General features: G+C 63.5%; 20 protein-coding genes. 2 read left to right on the top strand and 18 right to left on the bottom strand.

Annotated elements, in window-relative coordinates; translation table 11 throughout:
• Positions 1-37: 37 nt before the first annotated feature.
• Both scpB and R2669_RS18990 read right to left on the bottom strand, forming a co-directional pair.
• Positions 38-880, bottom strand: a complete 843-nt coding sequence (gene scpB, locus R2669_RS18995) for an SMC-Scp complex subunit ScpB (RefSeq protein WP_316901720.1) — start codon at positions 878-880, stop codon at positions 38-40.
• A gap of 487 nt (positions 881-1,367) precedes the next feature.
• Positions 1,368-2,111 (bottom strand): sulfite exporter TauE/SafE family protein, encoded by a 744-nt coding sequence (locus R2669_RS18990; protein WP_316875952.1) that lies wholly within the window; start codon positions 2,109-2,111, stop codon positions 1,368-1,370.
• Between the two features lie 181 nt (positions 2,112-2,292).
• On the opposite strand from R2669_RS18990, the gene fnr reads away from it, so the two are divergent.
• Positions 2,293-3,021: a fumarate/nitrate reduction transcriptional regulator Fnr gene (gene fnr, locus R2669_RS18985; protein ID WP_147213530.1), complete on the top strand. Its 729-nt coding sequence runs from the start codon at positions 2,293-2,295 to the stop codon at positions 3,019-3,021.
• A gap of 21 nt (positions 3,022-3,042) precedes the next feature.
• On the opposite strand, the gene R2669_RS18980 is transcribed toward fnr, so the two are convergent.
• The 9 genes from R2669_RS18980 to R2669_RS18940 all read right to left on the bottom strand — a co-directional run bounded on the left by R2669_RS18980 (position 3,043) and on the right by R2669_RS18940 (position 11,113).
• Entirely contained in the window at positions 3,043-3,297 is a 255-nt protein-coding gene (locus R2669_RS18980; protein ID WP_004626404.1) for a hypothetical protein, read from the bottom strand.
• Positions 3,294-3,521, bottom strand: a complete 228-nt coding sequence (locus tag R2669_RS18975; protein ID WP_316901718.1) for a FixH family protein — start codon at positions 3,519-3,521, stop codon at positions 3,294-3,296. The genes R2669_RS18980 and R2669_RS18975 overlap by 4 nt, the downstream gene beginning before the upstream one ends.
• Before the next feature lie 26 nt (positions 3,522-3,547).
• Positions 3,548-5,011, bottom strand: a complete 1,464-nt coding sequence (gene ccoG / locus R2669_RS18970) for a cytochrome c oxidase accessory protein CcoG (protein ID WP_316887924.1) — start codon at positions 5,009-5,011, stop codon at positions 3,548-3,550.
• Positions 5,008-5,931, bottom strand: coding sequence for a cytochrome-c oxidase, cbb3-type subunit III (gene ccoP, locus R2669_RS18965; RefSeq protein WP_316887926.1), 924 nt, complete (start codon positions 5,929-5,931; stop codon positions 5,008-5,010). The genes ccoG and ccoP overlap by 4 nt, the downstream gene beginning before the upstream one ends.
• A 12-nt stretch (positions 5,932-5,943) precedes the next feature.
• Positions 5,944-6,126 (bottom strand): cbb3-type cytochrome oxidase subunit 3, encoded by a 183-nt coding sequence (locus R2669_RS18960; protein WP_009238364.1) that lies wholly within the window; start codon positions 6,124-6,126, stop codon positions 5,944-5,946.
• A gap of 3 nt (positions 6,127-6,129) precedes the next feature.
• On the bottom strand, positions 6,130-6,813 hold the full coding sequence (gene ccoO / locus R2669_RS18955; RefSeq protein WP_147213524.1) for a cytochrome-c oxidase, cbb3-type subunit II: 684 nt from the start codon (positions 6,811-6,813) through the stop codon (positions 6,130-6,132).
• A 10-nt stretch (positions 6,814-6,823) separates the two neighbouring features.
• Positions 6,824-8,281: a cytochrome-c oxidase, cbb3-type subunit I gene (gene ccoN / locus R2669_RS18950; RefSeq protein ID WP_147213523.1), complete on the bottom strand. Its 1,458-nt coding sequence runs from the start codon at positions 8,279-8,281 to the stop codon at positions 6,824-6,826.
• Between the two features lie 95 nt (positions 8,282-8,376).
• Positions 8,377-8,556 carry a cbb3-type cytochrome oxidase assembly protein CcoS gene (gene ccoS, locus R2669_RS18945; protein WP_147213522.1) on the bottom strand — a complete coding sequence of 60 codons (180 nt, stop codon included), beginning with the start codon at positions 8,554-8,556 and terminating at the stop codon, positions 8,377-8,379.
• 10 nt (positions 8,557-8,566) lie between these two features.
• Complete coding sequence (locus R2669_RS18940) at positions 8,567-11,113, bottom strand: heavy metal translocating P-type ATPase (protein WP_316901716.1); 2,547 nt, start codon at positions 11,111-11,113, stop codon at positions 8,567-8,569.
• A gap of 176 nt (positions 11,114-11,289) precedes the next feature.
• Between R2669_RS18940 and R2669_RS18935 the strand changes: the two genes are divergently transcribed.
• Complete coding sequence (locus R2669_RS18935; protein ID WP_316887929.1) at positions 11,290-12,132, top strand: 2-phosphosulfolactate phosphatase; 843 nt, start codon at positions 11,290-11,292, stop codon at positions 12,130-12,132.
• Positions 12,133-12,159: 27 nt separating this feature from the next.
• On the opposite strand, the gene zapE is transcribed toward R2669_RS18935, so the two are convergent.
• From zapE to ugpE, 7 genes are all read right to left on the bottom strand, one after another.
• Positions 12,160-13,257, bottom strand: coding sequence for a cell division protein ZapE (gene zapE / locus R2669_RS18930; protein ID WP_147213519.1), 1,098 nt, complete (start codon positions 13,255-13,257; stop codon positions 12,160-12,162).
• Between the two features lie 101 nt (positions 13,258-13,358).
• Positions 13,359-14,795, bottom strand: coding sequence for a dihydrolipoyl dehydrogenase (lpdA, locus tag R2669_RS18925; RefSeq protein WP_147213518.1), 1,437 nt, complete (start codon positions 14,793-14,795; stop codon positions 13,359-13,361).
• Positions 14,796-14,982: 187 nt separating this feature from the next.
• On the bottom strand, positions 14,983-16,236 hold the full coding sequence (gene odhB / locus R2669_RS18920) for a 2-oxoglutarate dehydrogenase complex dihydrolipoyllysine-residue succinyltransferase (RefSeq protein WP_024975929.1): 1,254 nt from the start codon (positions 16,234-16,236) through the stop codon (positions 14,983-14,985).
• A 134-nt stretch (positions 16,237-16,370) separates the two neighbouring features.
• Positions 16,371-19,235 carry a 2-oxoglutarate dehydrogenase E1 component gene (locus R2669_RS18915; RefSeq protein WP_316901714.1) on the bottom strand — a complete coding sequence of 955 codons (2,865 nt, stop codon included), beginning with the start codon at positions 19,233-19,235 and terminating at the stop codon, positions 16,371-16,373.
• Positions 19,236-19,526: 291 nt separating this feature from the next.
• On the bottom strand, positions 19,527-20,279 hold the full coding sequence (ugpQ, locus tag R2669_RS18910) for a glycerophosphodiester phosphodiesterase (RefSeq protein WP_316901711.1): 753 nt from the start codon (positions 20,277-20,279) through the stop codon (positions 19,527-19,529).
• Entirely contained in the window at positions 20,276-21,373 is a 1,098-nt protein-coding gene (locus tag R2669_RS18905) for a sn-glycerol-3-phosphate import ATP-binding protein UgpC (RefSeq protein WP_316901709.1), read from the bottom strand. The genes ugpQ and R2669_RS18905 overlap by 4 nt, the downstream gene beginning before the upstream one ends.
• Before the next feature lie 10 nt (positions 21,374-21,383).
• Complete coding sequence (gene ugpE / locus R2669_RS18900; RefSeq protein WP_027677598.1) at positions 21,384-22,232, bottom strand: sn-glycerol-3-phosphate ABC transporter permease UgpE; 849 nt, start codon at positions 22,230-22,232, stop codon at positions 21,384-21,386.
• Positions 22,233-22,242: the final 10 nt, after the last annotated feature.

Genomic DNA, 22,242 nt, shown 5'->3' with positions numbered 1-22,242 from the left:
GTTCAAGCCATGCGCCGACTGCGCGGCGGACATGGCGTTATGAATGTTCATTGGCAGGAGCCGCAGGCGGCTCGGCCGGTGTTTTGTGTTCGTCTTCGGACGCGACCTCGGTCGCACTCACCGCCTGCGATTCGGCCTCCAGGGCCGGTTCCTGGCTCGCGACCACCTCCGACTGCGCCGGCGTTTCAGCAGCCACCTCGACAGGCGCCTCGACCACCGGCAATTCCGAGGTTTCCGCCACCGAAACGTCTGCACTTTCGGCACCTTCCGGCGCGTCGTTGACCATCGCCGTCAACTCTTCCACTGCAATTGCGCCGCCCTCGAATTCGATGGCGCCCTGCTCGAGCAGGCTTGCCTGCGCTTGGGCGCGGGCATCTTCCAACGGCGGCAGTTCATCCAGCGAGCGCAGGCCGAGGTCGTCGAGAAACTGCTTGGTCGTCGCATACAGCGCCGGGCGGCCCGGCACGTCACGATGACCAATGACTTCGATCCAGCCGCGGTCTTCGATCTGCTTGATGACCTGCGTGTTGACCGTCACGCCGCGAATGTCTTCGATATCACCGCGCGTAACGGGCTGGCGATACGCGATGATCGCCAGCGTTTCCATGACGGCGCGCGAGTACTTGGGCGGCTTTTCCGGGTGCAGGCGATCGAGATACACACGCATCTCGGGGCGGCTCTGCAAACGCCAGCCGGAGGCCAGCGCAACCAGTTCGACACCGCGATTGAGCCAGTCCTGGCGCAGCTCTTCGAGCAGCACACGGATGGTATCTGCGGAAACATCTTCATCGAACAGCTTGCGCAAGTCATTGACTCGCAACGGGTCCTGCGCGCAGATCAGCGCGGTCTCGAGGACGATCTTCGCCTCTTGGGTATTCATCGGGTTGAGCGGCTCGTCATTGCTCGCGCGCGGCCAGTCGCCGTCACGCTTGAGGTTTGTCGTCCCGCCGCGAAGCACGCGGCATTTCTGAATGCTGTTTGCCCACCCGGGCCCGGCGCGCGAAGGCCAATTAATTCAATTGGACCCTGCACCGAAACGCAGTGGCTGTGCCCGCAAAGTAGGGCCGGAGGAGCGAGTTGATCCGGTGCCGGTCAGGCACCACAAGGGCAATTTCTTCCGCCGCCATGGGGACGGATACTGCACCGGACGACTACCGAGAAGAATGGCAGCCCGCCCGAATCGACTGTCCAGGGTGACTCTACCGCTGGATGGCATCGCTTGGCACCGCGCTTGGGATTGTTGATTTGCGCGGTTGGCGAATCGAATTGTTGTCGATTGTAGGGCAATTTCCGGCGACGCCGCAACCGGGAAGATGACCTAGGTCCCCGTCCCAGACCGGATGGCATTTGGCGCGCGCTTTAAACGCTTACAGCACCAGACAGAATCCGTGTGCGTTCAGCATCTCAGGAAGCCAGATCGCGTGCGCCAACCCCCAGATTCCGAACCCGGCGATGGCGACGCCGGCGGCGCCGCGCGCCCATCGCCGGCGGGACAGTCCGCGCAGCCAGCCTGCCAGGCCCGACATCATCAGCAGGTTGGGCAGCGTACCCGCCCCAAAGGCTAGCATGACCACGGCTCCGGAAGCGGCGTTGCCTGCCAGCAACGCCACAGCCAATGCGCCATAGACCATGCCGCACGGCACCAGCCCCCAGGCCATACCCGTGACATAGCGGCGCAGCAACGGCGGCTGACGTTGTAGCCTGCTGCCCAGCATGGCGGCCCCTTGAGACAGAGCTCCAGCAAACCGGCCGAGCAAGCGCTCAAGCCATACACTGCGCCACACATCTCCGGCGGAACGCACGAGCAGCAAAATCCCGTAGGCGAGTAGCAACGCGCTGGCAAACGCGAACAAGCCACGTTGAATCGGCAGCCATTGCTGGCGCCAGACGGTCGCGCCCATCGCACCCATGATCGCGCCAAGCAGCGCATAGGTGGTCAGCCGGCCGGCATGCATGACGACCTGCTCGAACCATAGCCGGCGACGGGACACGATCCGCACTGCCACGGCGCCACGTTCGGCCGCGAGGGCGATACCGCTGCACATTGCCAGACAATGCACACCGCCCAGCAGCGCAATCAGGAAAACGCTCAGCAGCGCGGCGGCACTCATCTTTCTGACGCTCTTTTGATATGGGCCAAAGTTTTCGTTTTACTGTTGCGAACTAAGCGTAATTGCCGCGTTTTGCCGCATCGGAAATGTCCGAGGACAAGGAGGTCACCGTTATAATAAGGCTGAGTTGCGCCACAAGAATTACTCATTTCACTTTCTCGAAATTCAGTCGCCCCCACCCGTGCTCACTCGAATCGCACTTACCGACCAAGCCTCGCGTTGTTCCACCTGTGTACTCGGGCAGATCTGCCTGCCGGTGGGAATGAACTCGGACGATGTGCGCAAGATGGACGATTTGGTCGGCGAGCGCATCCGCATTAAGAAGGGGCAATCGCTCTACTCCCTGGGTGAGCCGCTGGAAGCGGTGTACGGTATTCGTTTCGGCACGCTCAAAACCCATCTGACGCTGGAAGACGGTCGACACCAGATCACGGGGTTCCATCTGCCGGGTGAAATCGTCGGGCTCGACGGGATTGGCGATATGCGCCACGTGTCGGACGCCACCGCGCTCGAAGACACCGAGGTCTGCGTGGTGCGCTACGACGAGCTGCAACAGCTGTCACGCCGGCTGCCTTCGCTGCAGCATCAGTTCCTGCGCATCATGAGCAAGGAAATTTCGCAGGATCATCTGATGCTGCTCACGCTCGGTTCCATGCGTGCGGAAGAGCGTCTCGCCGCGTTCCTGCTCAATCTCTCGAAGCGCTCTGCCCAGCGCGGCTATTCGTCGACCGAATTTGTGCTGCGCATGAGCCGCGAAGAACTGGGCAGCTATCTAGGGTTGAAGCTCGAAACCGTCAGCCGCCTGTTCTCGCGCTTTGCCGAAGCGGGTCTTATTCAGATCCGCCAACGCCACGTCAAGCTGATCGACCTGGCGGGCCTGCGCCAGGTCATGAGCGGTCAGGCCGCCTAAGCCGCCTCTTATGGCGCCCGCTCAAACGAGCGGGTGTTCATGCGCTTCCAGTTTGCCGATGCCCGGCGACACATAGAGCGTCAGCGCGCTCGACAATCCGCACAGCAACCAGAATACAAAGAACGACACGGTGTAGACCGCCTGGGCCGACACCGTGATCTGCTCGCCGAAGAAGCGCAGATCGGCAGGATCGACCACCGCAAAAACCACAAGCTCAGCCAGCGCGGCCGACAGAAATGCCGGCCACAGTATCCACATCAGCAGTCGACGCTTCATCGGGCCTCCGCATGAATGGCATGCGTGGGCGAGGCGATCGTCTTTTCGACGACCAAACCGCGCCGCACGACGTTATCGTGAATGACGGCATCGGGATGCGACATCGCCAACCAGATGGTGACGCCACAGCCGATCATGGCGACGAACGGCCCTGCCATCAGCAGCCACGGCCATGGCTCGCGCCACCACGGACGGGCCTGTGCGGAAGATTGCGTTGCGTGCATCGTTGCCTCCTGTTGGGGATGCCGCATCAGCGCGGCACGATGAAGCTCGAGGGTTCGCGCAGCACGAGGCTGTCGCTACCACTGTCTGCGTGGATGACGAAACGGATTTTGTGCGAGCCCGGAGCAGCATCATCTGCCGGCCGGCGCACGCGCACTGGCAGCAAGCGGTTGGCCGCTGGCGGAAGCTCCAGTGTGGTGGATTCGCCCTGACCGCCCTGCACGTCGAGTTCCGGCATGCCCTCGGCGGTGATCGTCACGCGTATGGGATGCTCGGAGGCGTTCATCAGCTGCAGGCGATAAACGTTCTCGATCTTGCCGCCGTCCACTTCACGGGCCAGCGCACCACGATCGCGAATCACGTCAACCTTGAGGGGCTGGCGCATGGCCAACGCCACGATGAACCCGGTGATGAGCACCAGCATGATGCCGGTGTAGATCAGCACGCGCGGGCGCAGCAGATGCCGACGGGCTTCCTTCGAACTGAGCCGATCGCGCATCGCCCGTTCCGACGTATAGCGGATCAGACCGCGCGGGTAGCGCATCTTGTCCATGACCTGATCGCAGGCGTCAATGCAGGCGCCGCAACCAATGCATTCGTATTGCAGCCCCTGGCGGATGTCGATGCCGGTCGGGCAGACCTGTACACAGATGCTGCAGTCGACGCACGAACCCAGACCTTGCGCTTCGAAATCGGCATTGCGCGAACGGCTGCCGCGCGGCTCGCCGCGCTGGGTGTCATACGTAACGACGTAGGTGTCGGGGTCGACCATCACGCTCTGGAAACGAGCGTACGGGCACATGTAGCGGCACACCTGCTCGCGCATGAACCCGGCGTTGCCCCAAGTCGCGAATGCGTAGAACAGCATCCAGAAAGTCTGCCAAGGGCCGAGCGACAGCGTCCATGTCTCCATGCCCAGGTCGCGGATTGGCGTGAAGAAGCCGACGAAGGTGAACCCGGTCCACAGCGCGATCACAACCCAGGCCGAATGCTTGGCTGCCTTGAGGCGCAGCTTGCGCAGGCTCCAACGCTCGCCGTCGAGCCGGATGCGGGCAAAGCGGTCCCCTTCGATATGCCGCTCGATCCACATGAAGATTTCGGTGTAGACCGTCTGCGGACAGGCATAGCCGCAGAAGAGCCGCCCTGCCACCGCCGTGAACAGGAACAGCGCCAGTGCCGACAGCACCAGCAGCACCGTCAGATAGATGACGTCCTGGGGCCACAGCACGAGGCCAAAGAGGTAGAACTTGCGCGCCCCCAGGTCGAACAGCACGGCTTGGCGACCATTCCACTGGAACCACGGCAAGCCATAGAAGATGGCCTGCGTGGCCAGCACCAGCCAGACACGCCAACGCGCAAAGGCGCCGGTGACGGCGCGCGGATAAATTTTGCGCCGCACCTCATAGAGCATCTGCTCGGTCGGTGCATCCTCGGCGCCCGCCGCCGCAGTGGCGGGCGTCATGGGGCGCCAGGCTGGTTCTTTGTCGCTCATTGCGTGTGACTCGTGTTGCTATTCGACAGACCCCAGACATAGGCCGCCAGCATGCGGATCTTCTCCGGCGAGAGCAGGTTCTCGTGTGCCGGCATCGTGTTGTCACGGCCCTTGAGGATGGTCTCGACGATGGTCGCTTCCGAACTGCCGTACAGCCAGACGCGGTCGGTCAGGTTGGGTGCGCCCAGGGCCTGATTGCCCTTGCCGGTGGCCATGTGACAGGCCGCGCAGACCGACTTGAACGTCGGTTCGCCGCGCGCCGCCTTGATGGGGTCGTAAGACAGGCCCGACAGCGAGCGCACGTAATTGGCCACGTTGACAGCCTGATTGCCGTCCACCACTGCCGCCAGCGACGGCATGACACCGTGACGCCCCTTGGTGATGGTGGTCAGGATCGTGTCCGGCTCGCCGCCGTACAGCCAGTCGCCGTCGGTCAGGTTCGGGAAGCCCTTCGAGCCGCCAGCGTCCGAGCCATGGCACTGCGCACAGTTGTTCAGGAACAGGCGCTGGCCGATCTCATGGGCTTGCGGATCAGCGGCGATCTGCTTGATGTCCATGTCGGCGTACCGCTCATAGAGCGGGCGGACCTGCGCTTCGGCCGCCGCACGCTGCGAGGCCAGCTCGCCACGCGTGGAGAAACCGAGCACACCGCCGTATGCACCCAAACCCGGGTACAGGATCAGGTAGCCCAACGCAAAGATGCACGACAGCAGGAACATCCACATCCACCAGCGCGGCAGCGGATTGTTCAGTTCGCGCAAATCGCCGTCCCAGACGTGGCCGGTATCTTCACCGGCGCTGTGCCCCGGTGCCACTTGAATACGCCGCTGGGAGAACAGCAGCCAGACACACCACACGATGCCGACCAGGGCGATCGCTGCGATGTAATACCCCCAGAACTCCGAAATGAAGTCGCTCATGATTCTGTGTCCTTATTGATGCGGGCGCGACGCGTCTGCGCGCGCACCGGCGACCTCGGCCTCATCGGGCAGCAGGAACGGCAGCATGGCCGATTCCGCATTCGCAGCGCGGCGATGCGCAGAGAACGCCCACCAGGTAATGCAGACGAACAGCACGAGAAAGACGGCCGTCGCAATTGCACTCAGCATGGCCATGGCTCACTCCTTGGCAGCAACGGTGGCAGGTGCAGCAGCCGGCCCGACAGCCACGTCGCGGACGTTGCGCAGTTCCACACCGAGGCCTTGCAGATAGGCGACCACGGCGTCCTCTTCCGTCTTGCCCGCCAGTTGCTCGCGCGCACCGGCGATCTGTGCATCCGTGTACGGCACACCGAGCTGGCGCAGGACGTGCATCTTCTTTTCGATGTCGCTGTTGTCCAGCGGCGTCTTCGACAGCCACGCATACGACGGCATGTTCGACTCGGGCACCACCTCGCGCGGATCACGCAGGTGGATGCGATGCCAGTCATCCGAGTAGCGCTGTCCCACACGCGCCAGGTCCGGACCCGTGCGCTTGGAACCCCACAGGAACGGATGATCGAAGACCGATTCACCCGCCAGCGAATAGTGGCCGTAGCGCTCGGTTTCGGCGCGAAGCGTACGCACTTGCTGCGAGTGGCAGCCGACGCAGCCTTCGCGGATGTAGATGTCGCGCCCCGCCAGCCGCAGCGGCGAATACGGTGCGATGCCGTTGACCGGTTCAGTGGTCGAATGCTGGAAGAACAGCGGCACGATCTGCACCAGCCCCGCGATGCTGACCACCACCAGCGTCAGCACGATCAGGAAGCCGATGTTCTTTTCCAGCGTCTCGTGCGAGAAAAACTTGTTGGATTGGTTGCTCATGTTCCCCTCCTCACTGAGCCGCGACCATCGGGGTCTGGGCGGATTGAGGAATCGGTGCATCGATTGCCTTGCTGCCCTGGATGGTCTTGAACACGTTGAATGCCATCAGCAGCATGCCGCCCAGGAAGCACAGGCCGCCAGCCAAGCGAATCAGGTAGAACGGATACGTTGCCTTGACTGCCTCGACAAAGCTGTAGGTGAGCGTGCCGTCAGCCTCGGTGGCACGCCACATCAGGCCTTGCATCACGCCGGCAACCCACATGGCGGCGATGTAGAGCACCACGCCGATGGTCGCCACCCAGAAGTGCACCTCGATCAGGCGCGTGCTGTACATCTTCTGTTGACCGAACAGGCGCGGGATCATGTAGTACATCGAACCGATGGTGATCATTGCCACCCAGCCCAGAGCACCGGAGTGCACGTGGCCGATCGTCCAGTCGGTGTAGTGCGACAGCGCATTCACGGTCTTGATGGACATCATCGAGCCCTCGAACGTCGCCATGCCGTAGAACGACAGTGCCACCACCAGGAACTTCAGGATCGGATCGGTGCGCAGCTTGTGCCAGGCACCCGAGAGGGTCATGATCCCGTTGATCATGCCGCCCCACGACGGCGCCAGCAGGATCAGCGAGAACACCATGCCGAGCGACTGCGCCCAGTCGGGCAGTGCCGTGTATTGCAGGTGGTGCGGGCCGGCCCACATGTAGGTGAAGTTCAACGCCCAGAAGTGCACGATCGACAGGCGATACGAATAGATCGGGCGCTCGGCCTGCTTGGGCACGAAGTAATACATCATGCCGAGGAAGCTGGTGGTCAGGAAGAAGCCCACTGCGTTGTGGCCATACCACCATTGCACCATCGCATCCTGCACGCCCGCGTAAGCCGAATACGACTTCAACAGCGACACAGGAAGCTCAGCGTTGTTGACGATATGCAGCAGCGCGATCGTGATGATGTAGGCGCCGAAGAACCAGTTGGCCACGTAGATGTGGCGGGTCTTGCGCTTGGCGATCGTGCCGAAGAAGACGATCGCATAGGCCACCCACACCACGGTGATCAGGATGTCGATCGGCCATTCGAGCTCGGCGTATTCCTTCGAGCTTGTGTAGCCCAGCGGCAGCGTGATGGCCGCCGCCACGATCACTGCCTGCCAGCCCCAGAACGTGAAGGCAGCGAGCTTGTCGGAAAGCAGGCGCACCTGGCAGGTCCGCTGCACGATGTAGTAAGACGTCGCAAACAGCGCGCTACCGCCAAACGCAAAGATGACGGCATTCGTGTGTAGAGGACGCAGCCGGCCGTAGGTCAGCCAGGGCACCCCGAAATTCAGTTGCGGCCAGATCAACTGGGCCGCGATCAGCGCACCGACCGCCATACCGACGATGCCCCAGACGATCGTCATGATCGAGAACTGGCGAACAACGCGGTAGTTGAAGGTCTGGGTGGGCTGCAACGCGCTGGACGATTGCATGCTTGCTCCCCGAGAGTGTTGGTTTGATAGGGTCATGTTAAGAATGGGGCGACATTCGGGTCTTGACGTGCATCAAGGCACCCCAGCCAACGTGGTCAAGTAGTTCCGTCCCGCGACACTGCGTCACGCACGGGGGTATCAGGGTCGAGCAGAATCGATTCGGCAGGCGCCTTGAGATCGTCGTACTGTCCCGAGCCAACGGCCCACCAGAGCACCCCGACAATTGCCACCACCAGCATCAGCGACAGCGGAATCAACAGGAACAGGGTTTCCATGGCAGCCCTCCTAGACCGCGCGCGACAAGCGCCACGCATTGAGCGCCACCAGCAGGGATGACACCGACATGCCAATGCCCGCAACCAGTGGCGACAGCCATCCCAGCGTGGCGAGCGGAATACTGATCGCGTTGTAGGCAAAGGCCCAGCCGAGGTTCTGGCGCACCACGCGCAACGTGCGGCGGCCAATCGATACGGCCTCGCTGATCGCGTACAGGCGCGGCTCGGTGAGGATCGCGTCGGCGCCGGCCTGGGCCAGCGGCGCACCCGATCCGATGGCGATTGACACCTGCGCCTGTGCGAGCAGTGGCGCATCGTTGATTCCGTCGCCGACGGCCAGCACACGAGCGCCGTCCGCCTGCAGCTTGTGCACGTAGGCGCGCTTATCTTCGGGGCTGGCTCCGCCTTCGGCGTGGTCGATGCCGAGGCGATTGGCCCACCAGTGCACCGTCTCAGGCGCATCCCCTGAGACGAGGTGCAAGCGCAGTCCTTGTGCACGCAACGCGCTCAGGCATGCGGGTGCATCGGCACGTGGCGTATCGGCCAGCGTGAAGCGCGCAAGCGGTTGGCCATCGCGGCCGAGCCAGACCGACGTGCATGCGGCTGGCGGCGGCACCTCCTCCATGGGCGCTTCGGCGCCGTAACGGACCGACGCAATGGGCTGATCTGCGTAACGCACCGCGGCAAACGACTGCGTGCCCAAACGCATCAACCTGTTCCCAGCCATGGCATACACGCCCTGCCCCGGCACATTCGTCACGCGCCCCAACTCAGGCAACGGCATTGCGTCTGAGGTCGCAGCGCGCAACGACTGGGCGATCGGATGGTTCTCGGATTGCTCCATCGCGCATGCCAATGCGAGGCAGTGCTCGGCATCGACATCGGCGAAGGTCTCGATGCTCAGCAAGCGCAAACGTCCCTCGGTGAGCGTGCCGGTCTTGTCGAGCAGCACATCGGTTACGGCTGCAAGGCTTTCGATGGCGTGGCCCCGCGTGACCAGCACACCGCGCCGGGCCAGCGCACCGCTAGCCGCAGCCAGCGCAGACGGCGTGGCCAGCGACAGCGCACACGGGCAGCTCACCACCAGCACCGCCACGGTGACGGCAAACATGCGTGCCGGATCGATCCACCACCATGCAATCGCAGTCAGCAACGCCCAGCCGAGCAGCACTGCCACGAAGCGCCCGGCCACACGGTCAGCAAGCTCGGCCATGCGCGGCTTGTCCGTCAGGGCGCGATCGAGCAGATCGACGATGGCAGCAAGCCGTGTCTGCGCCCCTACGCGGTTCACACGCACGCGAATCGCGCTGACCACGTTGTAGCTGCCTGCCAGCACGATCGCGCCCACGTCGCGCGGGCGCGGCACACTTTCACCGGAGAGAAGCGATTCGTCGATCTCGGTGGTGCCGTGTTCGATGGTGCCGTCTGCCGGCAGCACCTCACCGGCGCGCACTTCCACGCAATCGCCCTGCTGCAAGCTGGCCACAGGGATGGTTTCGAGCGCACCACTTTCGCCATTGACGCGTCTGCAGGTGGCTGGCAACTGACGGACCAGTGCTTCGGCGCCGGAAGCCGCGCTCTGCCGCGCACGCAGTTCGAGATAACGCGCGGCCAGCAGAAACGCGACGAACATCGTCACGGAATCGAAATACGTTTCACCATGACCGCGCAGGGTGGCGACCACGCTGGCAATGAACGCCGCGCCAATCCCAAGCGCCACGGGCACATCCATGCCGACGTGCGCGTGCCTGACCTGCCGCCACGCGTTGACGAAAATGGGCCGCGCAGAAATCAATACCACCGGCACGGTCAGCAGCAGGCTCGCCCACTGCATCAACCGTGTCTGGCTCATGGGGATGTCGCTGCCGTGCAGGTACACCGGCCATGCGTACATCATCACTTGCATCATGCCGAGCATCGCCAATCCCAGGCGGATCAGCAGGCTGCGGCGCTCACGTGCCTCGGCAGTGCGGCGGGCGGATGGCTGATCGGGCCAGGCTTCATATCCGACGTCGGCAATGGCGGCGAATACCGCGGACAGCCGCATTGCTCCGGCATCTCCGACGATGCGCGCCCGCTCCGTCGCGTAATTGACGGTGGCCTCACGCACGCCCGGCACACGGGAGAGCGCCCGCTCGATCAGCCAGACGCATGCGGCACAGCGCATGCCGCTGATGGCCAGGGAAAGTTCTTCAGTGCCGTCTGCGCGGGGGCGCACAAAGCGCTCACGCATGACCGGCAGATCGTAGGTTGCCCAAACCGCCTCGGCTTCTGCGCGGCGGTCTCCTTCGATGGGTTTGGCGAAGGCGATTGGGCCGTCATAGACGTGCCCCATGCCGGAAGCGTGCAGCGTTTGCGCGACAGCCTGGCAACCGGCACAGCAAAATTCCCGAGACTTGCCGCCGATGTCGGCATGGAGTGCGGTAGCGCCGTCCAGAGGCGATGCACAGTGATAGCAGGTGACGACGTCCGACGCGACTGCCCCTCTCGGGCCAATAGGCGAGCTTGTGCCGGCAACCGGCGCGGTTGAATCGGTGGGGGCGAATGTCGTCGTCATTATGAAGACGATGCTAGCCAGCATCCCCGGGCGCGCCCTTGATGCGCATCAAGCCCGCGGCAATAAGAACCGACGGGACATGCGACCCTCAGCGCACTCTCGGCAACCTCCCCTCCCCATAAAAAAACAGGCCGCCTATAGTGAATAGCTGCACCGGAGCAAACAGGAGGGGCGACATGGCAACCGAATTCAGCCTGTACAACATCCACTGTGAATGGGGCGAGCACGGCGCCTCCACGCTGGCGCCGCATTGCGACGCCGTCATCGTGGTGGACGTGCTGTCTTTCTGCACCTGTGTGGATGTGGCTGTGGCGCGCGGGGCACGCATCTATCCGTATCCATGGCGCGACGCCAGCGCCGAAACGTTCGCGCGCCGCGCTGGCGCCATGCTGGCGGGGTACAACCGCGGCCAGGCGGGCTATACGCTCTCGCCGGCGTCGCTGCGGGAGTTGCCAGCCGGCAGCAGTCTGGTCCTGCCCTCGCCCAATGGGGCAACGCTGGCACTGGCGACCGGCTCGACGCCGACGTTTGCGGGTTGCCTGCGCAACGCGCGCGCCGTCGCAGAGGCTGCGTCGCGGCTGGGCCGGCGCGTGGCCGTGGTCGCCTCAGGAGAACGCTGGGCCGACGGCAGCCTGCGCCCGGCCCTGGAAGATTGGCTCGCGGCCGGTGCGATCGTGCATCACCTGTCGGAAACCGTGGCAGGGTTCCTGCCGCAAGCGCTGTCGCCCGAGGCCCTCGCCGCCCGTGCGATCTATCGAGAGGCGTCGCAGACCGGCATGATGAAAGCGTGGCTGCTCGATTCCGTGTCGGGCCGCGAACTGTGCGAACGCGGCTTTACCGAAGACGTGACGATGGCGTCGCAAACCGATGTGAGCAATGTCGCGCCCATGCTGGTGGAAGGCGCGTTCCGCAACGTCAACCGCAAGACCGAGCGCCTGCCGCAGGACTTCTTTGGCGCAACCCTGCGGACATCGCAGGCACCGCCGTCGCACCGCAACCCGCCGCCGACGTCACACTGAGCCCCGGGGGCGCGGCGCCAGGCGAAATCAGGTCAGCGACGTATCCACCTCGCGGCGAGGTGCCTCGAGGTACTCACGCGACTGCATCTCGACGATGCGCGACACGGTGCGCTGGAATTCGTTCGCCATCTGGCCTTCTGTGTACAGCTCGTCTGCCGGCACCTCCGCCGACATCAGCAGCTTGACCTTGTGGTCGTAGAACACGTCGATCAGCCACGTGAAGCGGCGCGCCTCGGACGCCATGCGCGGCGTCATCTTCGGCACATCGGCCAGGATGACGGTGTGAAAGCGCGAGGCGATTTCCAGGTAATCGTTCTGTGACCGCGGCCCCCCGCACAGCGTGGCGAAGTCAAACCACACCACGCCGCCGGCCTTACGGGCTGCCCGAATCTCACGATGCTCGATGCGCAGCACCGGCGATTCGTCCGGCACTCCCGCCACGGCGGCAAATGCATCGCGCAATGCCGAGTTGGCCTTGGCGCCCAGCGGCGTGTAGTACGCCTGTACCTGCTCCATTGCGCGCTTGCGGTAATCGACGCCTGCGTCGACGTTGAGGACGTCGAGCTTCTCCTGCAGCAGCGCAATGGCCGGCAGCACACGCTCGCGGTGCAGGCCGTCCGGATACAGCAAGTCCGGCCGATAGTTGGACGTCATGACAAACTGCACGCCGTTGGCAAAGAGCTGATCGAGCAAGCGGTGCAGGATCATCGCGTCGGCAACGTCGCTGACATGGAATTCGTCAAAGCAAATCAGGCGGTAGCGCTTGGCGATGCGGCGCGCCAGTTCGTCCAGCGGATCCGCCCGGCCGCGCAGTTCTTCCAGTTGACGATGCACTTCGCGCATGAACTCGTGGAAGTGCAGACGCGTCTTGCGCACCACCGGCACGCAGCTATAAAACGCATCCATCAGGAACGACTTGCCGCGCCCCACCCCGCCCCACATGTAGACGCCACGGGGCAAATCAGGGCGCACGAGCATCTTGCGCAGCGCATTCGAACGACGGGCCTTGTAGGCAACCCATTCGTCGTAGCACCGCTGCAGGCGATCGACAGCGCGTTGCTGCGCTTCGTCAGGCCGATAGCCGCGCGCCTTCAGTTCCTGTAGGTAGGTTTCCTGGACGTTCATCTGCTTGATCTGCTTGGGGCGCCGTTTGCGGGCCCAAATGGACCGATGCCCGGCAATCTTGTGGATTCACCGGGCATCGTGCTTGCCTTGCGGCTTGCGATTTACATATTGAGCTGACGCTTGTCGACGGCCAGCGCAGCTTCGCGCATCACTTCCGACATCGACGGGTGCGGATGGCAGATGCGGCCGATGTCTTCGGCTGCAGCCTTGAACTCCATCGCCACCACGGCTTCGGCAACCAGGTCCGAGGCGTTGGCTGCGACGATGTGCACGCCCAGGATTTCATCGGTCTTCGCATCGGCGATGACCTTCACGAAACCGTCGGAAGCGCCCATGCCCAGCGCGCGGCCGTTCGCCATGAACGGGAACTGGCCAGCCTTGATCTCGCGGCCCTCGGCCTTGAGCTGCTGCTCCGTCTTGCCGACCCATGCAATTTCCGGGTAGGTGTAGATGACCCACGGAATGCAGTTGTAGTCGATGTGCGGCTTCTGGCCGACGATGCGCTCGGCCACGGCCACGCCTTCGTCTTCTGCCTTGTGCGCCAGCATCGGGCCGCGCACCACGTCACCGATCGCCCACAGGTTCGGCAGCTTCGTCGCGCAGTGCTCGTCCACTTCGATAAAGCCACGCTGATCCGCCGCCAGGCCGATCGCTTCCAGGCCCAGGTTGTCGGTGTTCGGCACGCGGCCGATCGACACGATCAGCTTGTCGCACTCCAGCACTTGCGCAGCGCCGGCAGCGTCGGTGTAGTTGACCTTCACGCCCTTGGCCGACGATTCGATCTCGCCGACCTTCACGCCGACGTTGATCTTCAGGCCCTGCTTGGTCAGCAGCTTGTTGGCTTCCTTGGCAACCGATTCGTCAGCCGCGCCGAGGAAGCTCGGCAGCGCTTCGAGGATCGTCACTTCTGCACCCAGACGGCGCCACACCGAGCCCAGCTCCAGGCCGATCACGCCAGCGCCGATTACGCCCAGCTTCTTCGGCACTTCGCCAAACTTCAGTGCGCCTTCGTTGTCGGCAATGGTCACGTTGTCGACCTTCACGCCCGGCAGATGGCGGGCCTTCGAGCCGGTGGCGATGATCACGTGCTTGGCGGTCACGACTTCCGCGCCGGCCTTGCCTGCGATCTCGACCTGATAGCCGGCGTCGGTCTTGCCGACGAACTTGCCGTGGCCCTTGAGCAGCGTCACCTTGTTCTTGCGGAACAGGAATTCGATGCCCTTCGTCATCTTGCCGACGATGTCGTCCTTGCGCTTGAGCATCTTGGCCACGTCGACCTTGACGCCATCCACCGTGATGCCGTGGTCGGCCAGGTGGTGGTTCACGTTCTCGAACTCTTCCGACGAGGCCAGCAGCGCCTTCGACGGAATGCAGCCGACGTTCAGGCAGGTACCGCCCAGGCGCGGCTCGCCCTTCGGATCGTCATAGGGGTTGTCTTCGCAGCAGGCCACGTTCAGGCCCAGCTGACCAGCGCGGATGGCGGCGATGTAACCGCCGGGGCCGGCGCCGATCACCAGCACGTCAAATTCTTTGCTCATGGAGAAATCCTTTAGTCCGTCGTTCCCGCTCAGGCGGGAACGACAACAGTCGGTTTAAACCTGTTCACGGTCCGTAGCGAGCGGCCCGAGGTTGGCCTGACGAATTTGCCAGAATCGGCAGCCGTACATGGGTACGGCGGGCATCGCAAGGTCAAGATCGGGGCGTGCAGTAGGACCGTAGGCAGGTTTACAGATCCAGCAGCAGGCGGGCCGGGTCTTCCAGCGCTTCCTTCATCGCCACCAGGCCCAGCACGGCTTCGCGGCCGTCGATGATGCGGTGGTCATAAGACATAGCCAGGTAGTTCATCGGGCGAACCACGACTTGGCCGTTTTCCACCACGGCACGATCCTTGGTGGCGTGCACGCCAAGGATGGCCGATTGCGGCGGGTTGATGATCGGGGTCGACAGCATCGAGCCGAACGTGCCGCCGTTCGAGATCGAGAACGTGCCGCCAGTCAGGTCGTCCAGCGTCAGCTTGCCGTCCTTGGCCTTTTGGCCGAATTCGGCAATCTTCTTCTCGATATCGGCCAGGCTCATCTGGTCGGCATTGCGCAGGATGGGCACCACCAGGCCACGCGGCGAGCCGACAGCGATACCGATGTCGAAGTAGCCGTGGTAGACGATGTCGTTGCCGTCAACCGATGCGTTGATGACCGGGTACTTCTTCAGCGCGTGGACAGCCGCCTTCACGAAGAACGACATGAAGCCCAGCTTCACGCCGTGGGTCTTCTCGAACTGGTCCTTGAACTTGGCGCGCAAGTCCATCACCGGCTTCATGTTGACTTCGTTGAAGGTGGTGAGGATGGCGTTGGTCGATTGCGATTGCACCAGGCGCTCGGCGATACGGGCGCGCAGGCGGCTCATCGGCACGCGCTCTTCCGGGCGGTCGCCCAGGGCGGCAAAGTCCACCGGTGCAGCCACTTGCTGCAGCGCCGGACGTGCGGCCTGCGGAGCGGCAGCAGCAGCCGGCTTGGCACCACCAGCGACGGCACCCAGCACGTCACCCTTGGTGATGCGGCCGTCGCGGCCCGTGCCGGCCACTTGGCCAGCCGACAGGTTGTTCTCAGCCATCAGCTTGGCGGCCGACGGCATGGCCACGCCACCTGCTGCAGCGGCCGCCGGAGCGGCAGCAGCCGGTGCCGGTGCAGCAGCTGCGGGAGCCGGTGCAGCAGCAGCCGGAGCGGCGGCGCCTGCCTTGCCTTCGGTGTCGATCTTGGCCAGCAGCTGTTCCGACGTCACGGTTGCGCCGTCCGCCACCAGCACTTCAGCCAGCACGCCAGCCGACGGGGCTGGTACTTCCAGCACGACCTTGTCGGTCTCGACTTCGATCAGGATTTCGTCCTGCGCCACGGCTTCGCCCGGCTTCTTCTTCCAGGAGATCAGCGTGCCTTCTTCAACGGACTCGGAAAACTGCGGGACCTTGACTTCAACGATAGCCATTTCGGTGGTTCCTTGGATTCATGTGCACGTGCTCCTCTTGTGCGGGAGCCGCGCTAATTCGATATACGGTGGAATTCGGGAGCGAAGATGCGTCAAGGCGACAGCCGAAGCTGCCGCCTTGGTACAGAGGTCGCTTACTTGTTCAGCACGAAGCCCTTGAGCTTGCTAAATGCGGCATCGATCAGCGCCTTCTGCTGCTCGTTGTGCTTTGCGTAGTAGCCCACGGCCGGCGATGCCGATGCCGGACGGCCTGCGTAGCCCAGCTTCTGACCCTCGGTCATGTTCTCGAGGATGTAGTGCTGCACGAAGAACCAGGCACCCTGGTTCTGCGGCTCGTCCTGGCACCACACCACTTCAGCGAGGTTCGGATACTTCTTCAGCTCGGCTGCGAACGCCTTGTGCGGGAACGGATAGAGCTGCTCCACACGGATGATGGCCGTGTCGGTCAGGCCACGTTCCTTGCGGGCGTTAACCAGGTCGTAGTAGACCTTGCCCGAGCAGGCCACGACGCGCTTGACCTTGGCGGCGTTCAGATCTTCGGTCGTATCGGCGATCACCGTTTCGAAATGGCCCTTGGCCAGATCCGACAGCGGCGACACAGCGTCCTTGCTGCGCAGCAGCGACTTCGGCGTCAGGATGATCAACGGCTTGCGGAACATCCGGATCATCTGGCGACGCAGCAGGTGGAAGATCTGCGCCGGCGTGGTCGGCTGCACCACTTGCATGTTGTGGTCTGCGCAGAGCTGCAGGTAGCGCTCCAGGCGTGCCGAGCTGTGCTCCGGACCTTGACCTTCGTAGCCGTGCGGCAGCATCAGCGTCAGGCCGGAGGCACGGCCCCACTTCACTTCGCCCGACGAGATGAACTGGTCGATCACGACCTGCGCACCGTTGGCGAAGTCGCCGAACTGGGCTTCCCAGATCACCAGGGTGTTCGGCTCGGCCGACGAGTAGCCGTACTCGAAGCCCATCACGGCTTCTTCCGACAGCACCGAGTCGATCACCGTAAAGGGCGCTTGGCTTTCCGACACGTTCTGCAGCGGGATGTAGCTGCCGGCGTCCCAACGCTCGCGGTTCTGATCGTGCAGCACGGCGTGGCGGTGCGTGAACGTGCCACGGCCGGCATCCTGACCGGTGATGCGCACCGGGTAGCCCGACGCCACCAGCGATGCGAAGGCCAGGTGCTCGCCCATGCCCCAGTCCAGCGGCAGCTCGCCCTTGCCCATCTTGGCGCGGTTGTTGACGACATTCTCAACCAGCGGGTGCAGCTTGAAGTGATCGGGGATGGCGGTGATGCGCTCGGCCAGACGCTTGAGTTCGGCCATCGGCACAGCAGTATCCGCAGCATCCGTCCACTTGCGGTTCAGGAACGGCAGCCAATCCACTGCGAACTTGTTCTTGAAGTTCGACAGGACCGGGTCGACCGTGTGCTTGCCCGCGTCCATGGCGGCGCGGAATTCCTGCACCAGGGCGTCCGGCTCTTCGGCCTTCAGCGTGTTTTGCGTGACCAGCTTGTCGGCATAGAGCTTGCGCGTGCCGGGGTGCGTGCCGATCTTCTTGTACATCAGCGGCTGCGTCATCGCCGGCGTATCCTGCTCGTTGTGGCCGAGCTTGCGGAAGCAGATGATGTCGACCGCGATGTCCTTCTGGAACTCGGTACGGAAGTCCACGGCCAGTTGCATGGCCAGCACGACGGCTTCCGGATCGTCGCCGTTGACGTGCAGGACCGGCGCTTCGATCATCTTGACCACGTCGGTGCAATACAGCGTTGAGCGCGAGTCGCGCGGGTCCGACGTCGTGAAACCGATCTGGTTGTTGATGACGATGTGGATCGTGCCGCCCGTGCCGTAACCACGCGTTTGCGCGAGGTTCAGCGTTTCCATCACAACGCCCTGGCCTGCGAAGGCCGCATCGCCGTGCACCTGCACAGCCAGCACTTGCGCGCCGTGCTTGTCACCGCGACGCTCCTGACGTGCCTTGACCGAGCCTTCCACGACCGGGTTGACAATTTCCAGGTGCGACGGGTTGAACGCCAGCGACAGGTGGACGGGGCCACCCGGGGTCGTCACGTCGCTCGAGAAGCCCTTGTGGTACTTCACGTCGCCGGCCGGCAGGTCGTCCACGTGCTTGCCTTCGAATTCGGCAAACAGGTCCGCCGGCATCTTGCCCAGCGTGTTGACCAGCACGTTCAGACGGCCGCGGTGGGCCATGCCGATCACGATTTCCTGCACGCCCTTGGCGCCGGAATGCTGGATCAGTTCGTCCATGGCCGCGATGAAGCTCTCGCCGCCTTCCAGCGAGAAACGCTTCTGACCGACGTACTTCGTATGCAGGAAGCGCTCGAGGCCTTCAGCGGCCGTCAGGCGTTCCAGGATGTGCTTCTTCTTTTCAGCCGAGAACGTCGGCTTGGAGCGAATGGTTTCTAGACGCTCTTGCCACCAGCGCTTCTGTGCCTGGTCGCTGATGTACATGAATTCCGCGCCGATCGAACCGCAGTACGTTTCGCGCAGGTTGTTGAGCAGCTCGCGCAGGCTCATCGATTCCTTGCCGAAATACGTATTGCTGGCGTTGAAAACGATGTCCTGATCGGCTTCGGTGAAACCGTAGAAAGCCGGGTCCAGATCCGGAACCGGGGGGCGCTCCTGACGCTTGAGCGGATCAAGATCGGCCCAACGCAGGCCCACGTTGCGGTACGCGGCAATCAGCTGCGTTGCCGCCACGCGCTTGCGACCCATGTCGGAATCGGCAGACGCGACGATCGTCCTAATCGGGCCATGCTTGGCGCGCTCGGCGAACGAGGTGACGATGGGGGCGTGGGGGATATCCCGGGCGTTGGAACCGTCGACGGCGGGGACGTTCTGCAGCGCATCGAAGTACGCGCGCAGTGCCTCGCTAACGGACGTGGGATCTTGAAGATACGCTTCGTACTGATCTTCAACGTAGGCGGCGTTACCGCCGGACAGGTACGAAGTGTCCAGGTACTGCTTATACAGCTCTGTCATGGGGCGCTCACTTTTCTCCGGGTCTGCCGGAGTTCAGCGGGTTCATCAACCTTCCGCGACACGGCTTGACCGGTTAGCGGATCGCAAACTAAATCGCCTGAAATCACCTGGTCGGACCGGATCGCGCAAGGCAGAAAGGAGGTACCGAGACAGCTTTTACAGACAAGTTGTGCGGGAAGGACCTAAGTCTTCACGGAGGGGAAGCATAGCATGTTTATAAGCAATATTCCGATTCTTTGACGTGACAAAGGACCGTTGTTATGCCACGTCAAAGCCATGCTTCCATCACATTCAGGCGGGCGAAATACGGTCGACCCAGTCGGTGATCAGGCCGTCCAGCCCTGCACCCCAGAGCCACTGCGCGCGATCCAGGTCGTTGACGGTATAGCAGCACACGCGAAACCCCGCGGCGTGTGCCTCGTCAATGATCTCGGGTGTCAGTTCGCGATGATTGGCGTCGAGGGCAACACAATCCAAAGCGTGCAGGCGATCAAGCCAATCGGCAGGCAGTTTGTCGAGCAGCAATGCGCGGGGCAATTCCGGCGCGGCCTCGCGTGCGGCTGCCAGCGCGTCTTCGGAAAACGACGACAGCAGCGGCGGCACGTCGGCGCCGGCCCACAGCGTGCGGGCGTCGAGCGCGACAGCGGCGCCCGTGCGCCACTCCGCGCCAGGCACCGGCTTGATCTCGATATTGGCCAGGAAGTTGTTGGCGCGCAGGTAGCGCGCGATGGCTGCGAGCGTGGGCACTGGCTCGCCGGCGTAGGCAGGGCTGTGCCAACTGCCGGCGTCCAGTTGCGCGATCTGCGCAAGCGTGAGCGCATCAAGGCGGCCGGCGCCGTTCGTGGTGCGATCCAGCGTGGCGTCGTGCAGCAGGACCGATGCGCCGTCGCCGGCGAGCTTCACGTCGAACTCGAACATGCGGTAGCCGAACGACGCGCCATGGCGGAACGCCGCGAGCGTGTTCTCGGGCGCCAGCTTGCCCGCGCCACGGTGCGCGATGGCACGCGGATACGGCCAGGCCGGCAAGGCGCGCGCGCCCGTCATGCCAGGGCCTCGATGCGGCGCGTGGTTTGCGGATCGAACCAGTGCAGGTGCTCGGCCGAGGCGGTGATCGGCAGCTTGTCACCAGCCTTGACGCTGGCGTGCGGCTCAAGACGAACCACGACCGGATGACCGGCCAGCGTGCCGTACGCAAACGCGTCCGCGCCGAGCGCTTCGACCACGCGTACGTCGATCAAGGCGATGGCTTGGTCAGCGGAGCATGGTTCGATGTGTTCGGGGCGCAAACCCATCAGCGCGCGCTCGGGCAGATGAAGGCCCATCGGCAAGTGGCCGAGCGTGGCGGCTGCATCCCCCTGCTTCGCGCCATCCACCCGGATCTGCGTGTCGCCACCGGCGTTGCGCGACACGGGCACGAGGTTCATCGGCGGCGAGCCGATAAAACCGGCCACGAACGTGCTCGCCGGACGCGAGTACACCTCAAGCGGTGTGCCGATCTGCTCGACCCGGCCACCGTTGAGCACCATCATGCGATCGGCCAGCGTCATCGCTTCGACCTGATCGTGCGTGACGTACAGGCTCGTCGTGCGCAAACGGCGATGCAGATCCTTCAGCTCCAGGCGCATCTGCACGCGAAGCTTGGCGTCAAGGTTGGAGAGCGGCTCATCGAACAGGAACACGGCCGGCTCACGCACGATCGCGCGGCCCATGGCCACACGCTGGCGTTGGCCGCCCGAGAGCTGGCGCGGCTTGCGATCCAGCAGCTTGCCCAGTTCGAGAATGCCCGCGGCCTGCTCCACACGGGCTTGAATATCGCTCTTGGGCAAGCCGCGGATCTTCAGCCCGTAGGCCATGTTGTCGAACACGCTCATGTGCGGATACAGCGCGTAGTTCTGGAACACCATCGCGATATCGCGCTCGGCCGGCTCAAGTTCGTTGACGACGCGGTCGCCAATCCAGACTTCGCCGCCGGTGATGGGCTCGAGGCCCGCCACCATGCGCAGCAGCGTGGACTTGCCGCAGCCCGACGGGCCGACGATGACGATGAACTCCCCGTCGCCGATTTCCATGTCGATGCCGTGCACGACCTGGAGGTTGGCGTAGTGCTTCTGGACGTTGCGTAGCGAAAGTTTTGCCATCTTGCTTCTTTTACTTTTCGGTTTCGACGAGGCCCTTCACGAACCACCGCTGCATGCCGATCACGATTGCCGCGGGCGGCAGCATGGCCAGCATCACGGTGGCCATCAGCAGGTTCCAGTCGGTGGCGGAATCGCCGGAGCGGGAGATCATTTGCGTCACGCCCAGCACGATGGGAGTCATGTTCTTTTCTGTCGTGATCAGCAGCGGCCAGAGGTACTGGTTCCAGCCGTAGATGAACTGGATCACGAACAGTGCCGCGATGCTGGTGCGCGAAAGCGGCAGCACCACATCCCAGAAGAACTTGAGCGGCCCCGCGCCATCGATGCGCGCAGCTTCCGCCAGTTCATCGGGAATCGTCAGGAAGAACTGCCGGAACAGGAACGTTGCCGTGGCCGAGGCGATGATCGGAATCGTCAGGCCCGCGTAGCTGTTCAGCATGCCAAGATCCGACACGACCTTGTACGTGGGCAGGATCCGCACTTCCACCGGCAGCATCAACGTGACGAAGATGAGCCAGAAGAATGTCTTGCGCAGCGGGAACTTGAAATAGACGATCGCGAAGGCCGAGATGATGGAGATCGCGATCTTCCCGAGCGAGATGCCCAGCGCCATGATCAGGCTGTTCATGAGCATCGTGCCGACCGGCGTGGCTGAGTTGCCCATGCCCGACGTGAGCACCGTGCGGTAGTTTTCGATGAGGTGCGGACCGGGGATCAGCGTCATGGGCGCCTGCAGGACGTCTTCGGCCGTCAACGACGACGCGACGAACACGACGTACACCGGAAACGCCACGACGATCACACCGAGAATCAGCACGACGTGGGTGAGGAAGTCCAGGAACGGACGGCGTTCAATCATGGTGCGGTGC

Origin of the sequence: Ralstonia edaphi, from assembly GCF_958350185.1 — a bacterium.
Taxonomy (GTDB): domain Bacteria; phylum Pseudomonadota; class Gammaproteobacteria; order Burkholderiales; family Burkholderiaceae; genus Ralstonia; species Ralstonia edaphi.
This window is presented reverse-complemented; position numbering and strand designations above follow the sequence as displayed.

Excerpts from the sequence above, each read along its gene's own strand:
- ccoO (WP_147213524.1), bottom strand. The coding sequence starts at position 6,813 with ATGAGCAACCAATCCAACAAGTTTTTCTCGCACGAGACGCTGGAAAAG.
- R2669_RS18960 (WP_009238364.1), bottom strand. The coding sequence starts at position 6,126 with ATGGCCATGCTGAGTGCAATTGCGACGGCCGTCTTTCTCGTGCTGTTC.
- R2669_RS18935 (WP_316887929.1), top strand. The coding sequence starts at position 11,290 with ATGGCAACCGAATTCAGCCTGTACAACATCCACTGTGAATGGGGCGAG.
- lpdA (WP_147213518.1), bottom strand. The coding sequence starts at position 14,795 with ATGAGCAAAGAATTTGACGTGCTGGTGATCGGCGCCGGCCCCGGCGGT.
- R2669_RS18940 (WP_316901716.1), bottom strand. The coding sequence starts at position 11,113 with ATGACGACGACATTCGCCCCCACCGATTCAACCGCGCCGGTTGCCGGC.
- zapE (WP_147213519.1), bottom strand. The coding sequence starts at position 13,257 with ATGAACGTCCAGGAAACCTACCTACAGGAACTGAAGGCGCGCGGCTAT.
- R2669_RS18915 (WP_316901714.1), bottom strand. The coding sequence starts at position 19,235 with ATGACAGAGCTGTATAAGCAGTACCTGGACACTTCGTACCTGTCCGGC.
- ugpE (WP_027677598.1), bottom strand. The coding sequence starts at position 22,232 with ATGATTGAACGCCGTCCGTTCCTGGACTTCCTCACCCACGTCGTGCTG.
- R2669_RS18975 (WP_316901718.1), bottom strand. The coding sequence starts at position 3,521 with ATGCACGCAACGCAATCTTCCGCACAGGCCCGTCCGTGGTGGCGCGAG.
- ccoS (WP_147213522.1), bottom strand. The coding sequence starts at position 8,556 with ATGGAAACCCTGTTCCTGTTGATTCCGCTGTCGCTGATGCTGGTGGTG.
- R2669_RS18980 (WP_004626404.1), bottom strand. The coding sequence starts at position 3,297 with ATGAAGCGTCGACTGCTGATGTGGATACTGTGGCCGGCATTTCTGTCG.
- ccoP (WP_316887926.1), bottom strand. The coding sequence starts at position 5,931 with ATGAGCGACTTCATTTCGGAGTTCTGGGGGTATTACATCGCAGCGATC.
- ugpQ (WP_316901711.1), bottom strand. The coding sequence starts at position 20,279 with ATGACGGGCGCGCGCGCCTTGCCGGCCTGGCCGTATCCGCGTGCCATC.
- odhB (WP_024975929.1), bottom strand. The coding sequence starts at position 16,236 with ATGGCTATCGTTGAAGTCAAGGTCCCGCAGTTTTCCGAGTCCGTTGAA.
- ccoN (WP_147213523.1), bottom strand. The coding sequence starts at position 8,281 with ATGCAATCGTCCAGCGCGTTGCAGCCCACCCAGACCTTCAACTACCGC.
- scpB (WP_316901720.1), bottom strand. The coding sequence starts at position 880 with ATGAATACCCAAGAGGCGAAGATCGTCCTCGAGACCGCGCTGATCTGC.
- R2669_RS18990 (WP_316875952.1), bottom strand. The coding sequence starts at position 2,111 with ATGAGTGCCGCCGCGCTGCTGAGCGTTTTCCTGATTGCGCTGCTGGGC.
- R2669_RS18905 (WP_316901709.1), bottom strand. The coding sequence starts at position 21,373 with ATGGCAAAACTTTCGCTACGCAACGTCCAGAAGCACTACGCCAACCTC.
- ccoG (WP_316887924.1), bottom strand. The coding sequence starts at position 5,011 with ATGAGCGACAAAGAACCAGCCTGGCGCCCCATGACGCCCGCCACTGCG.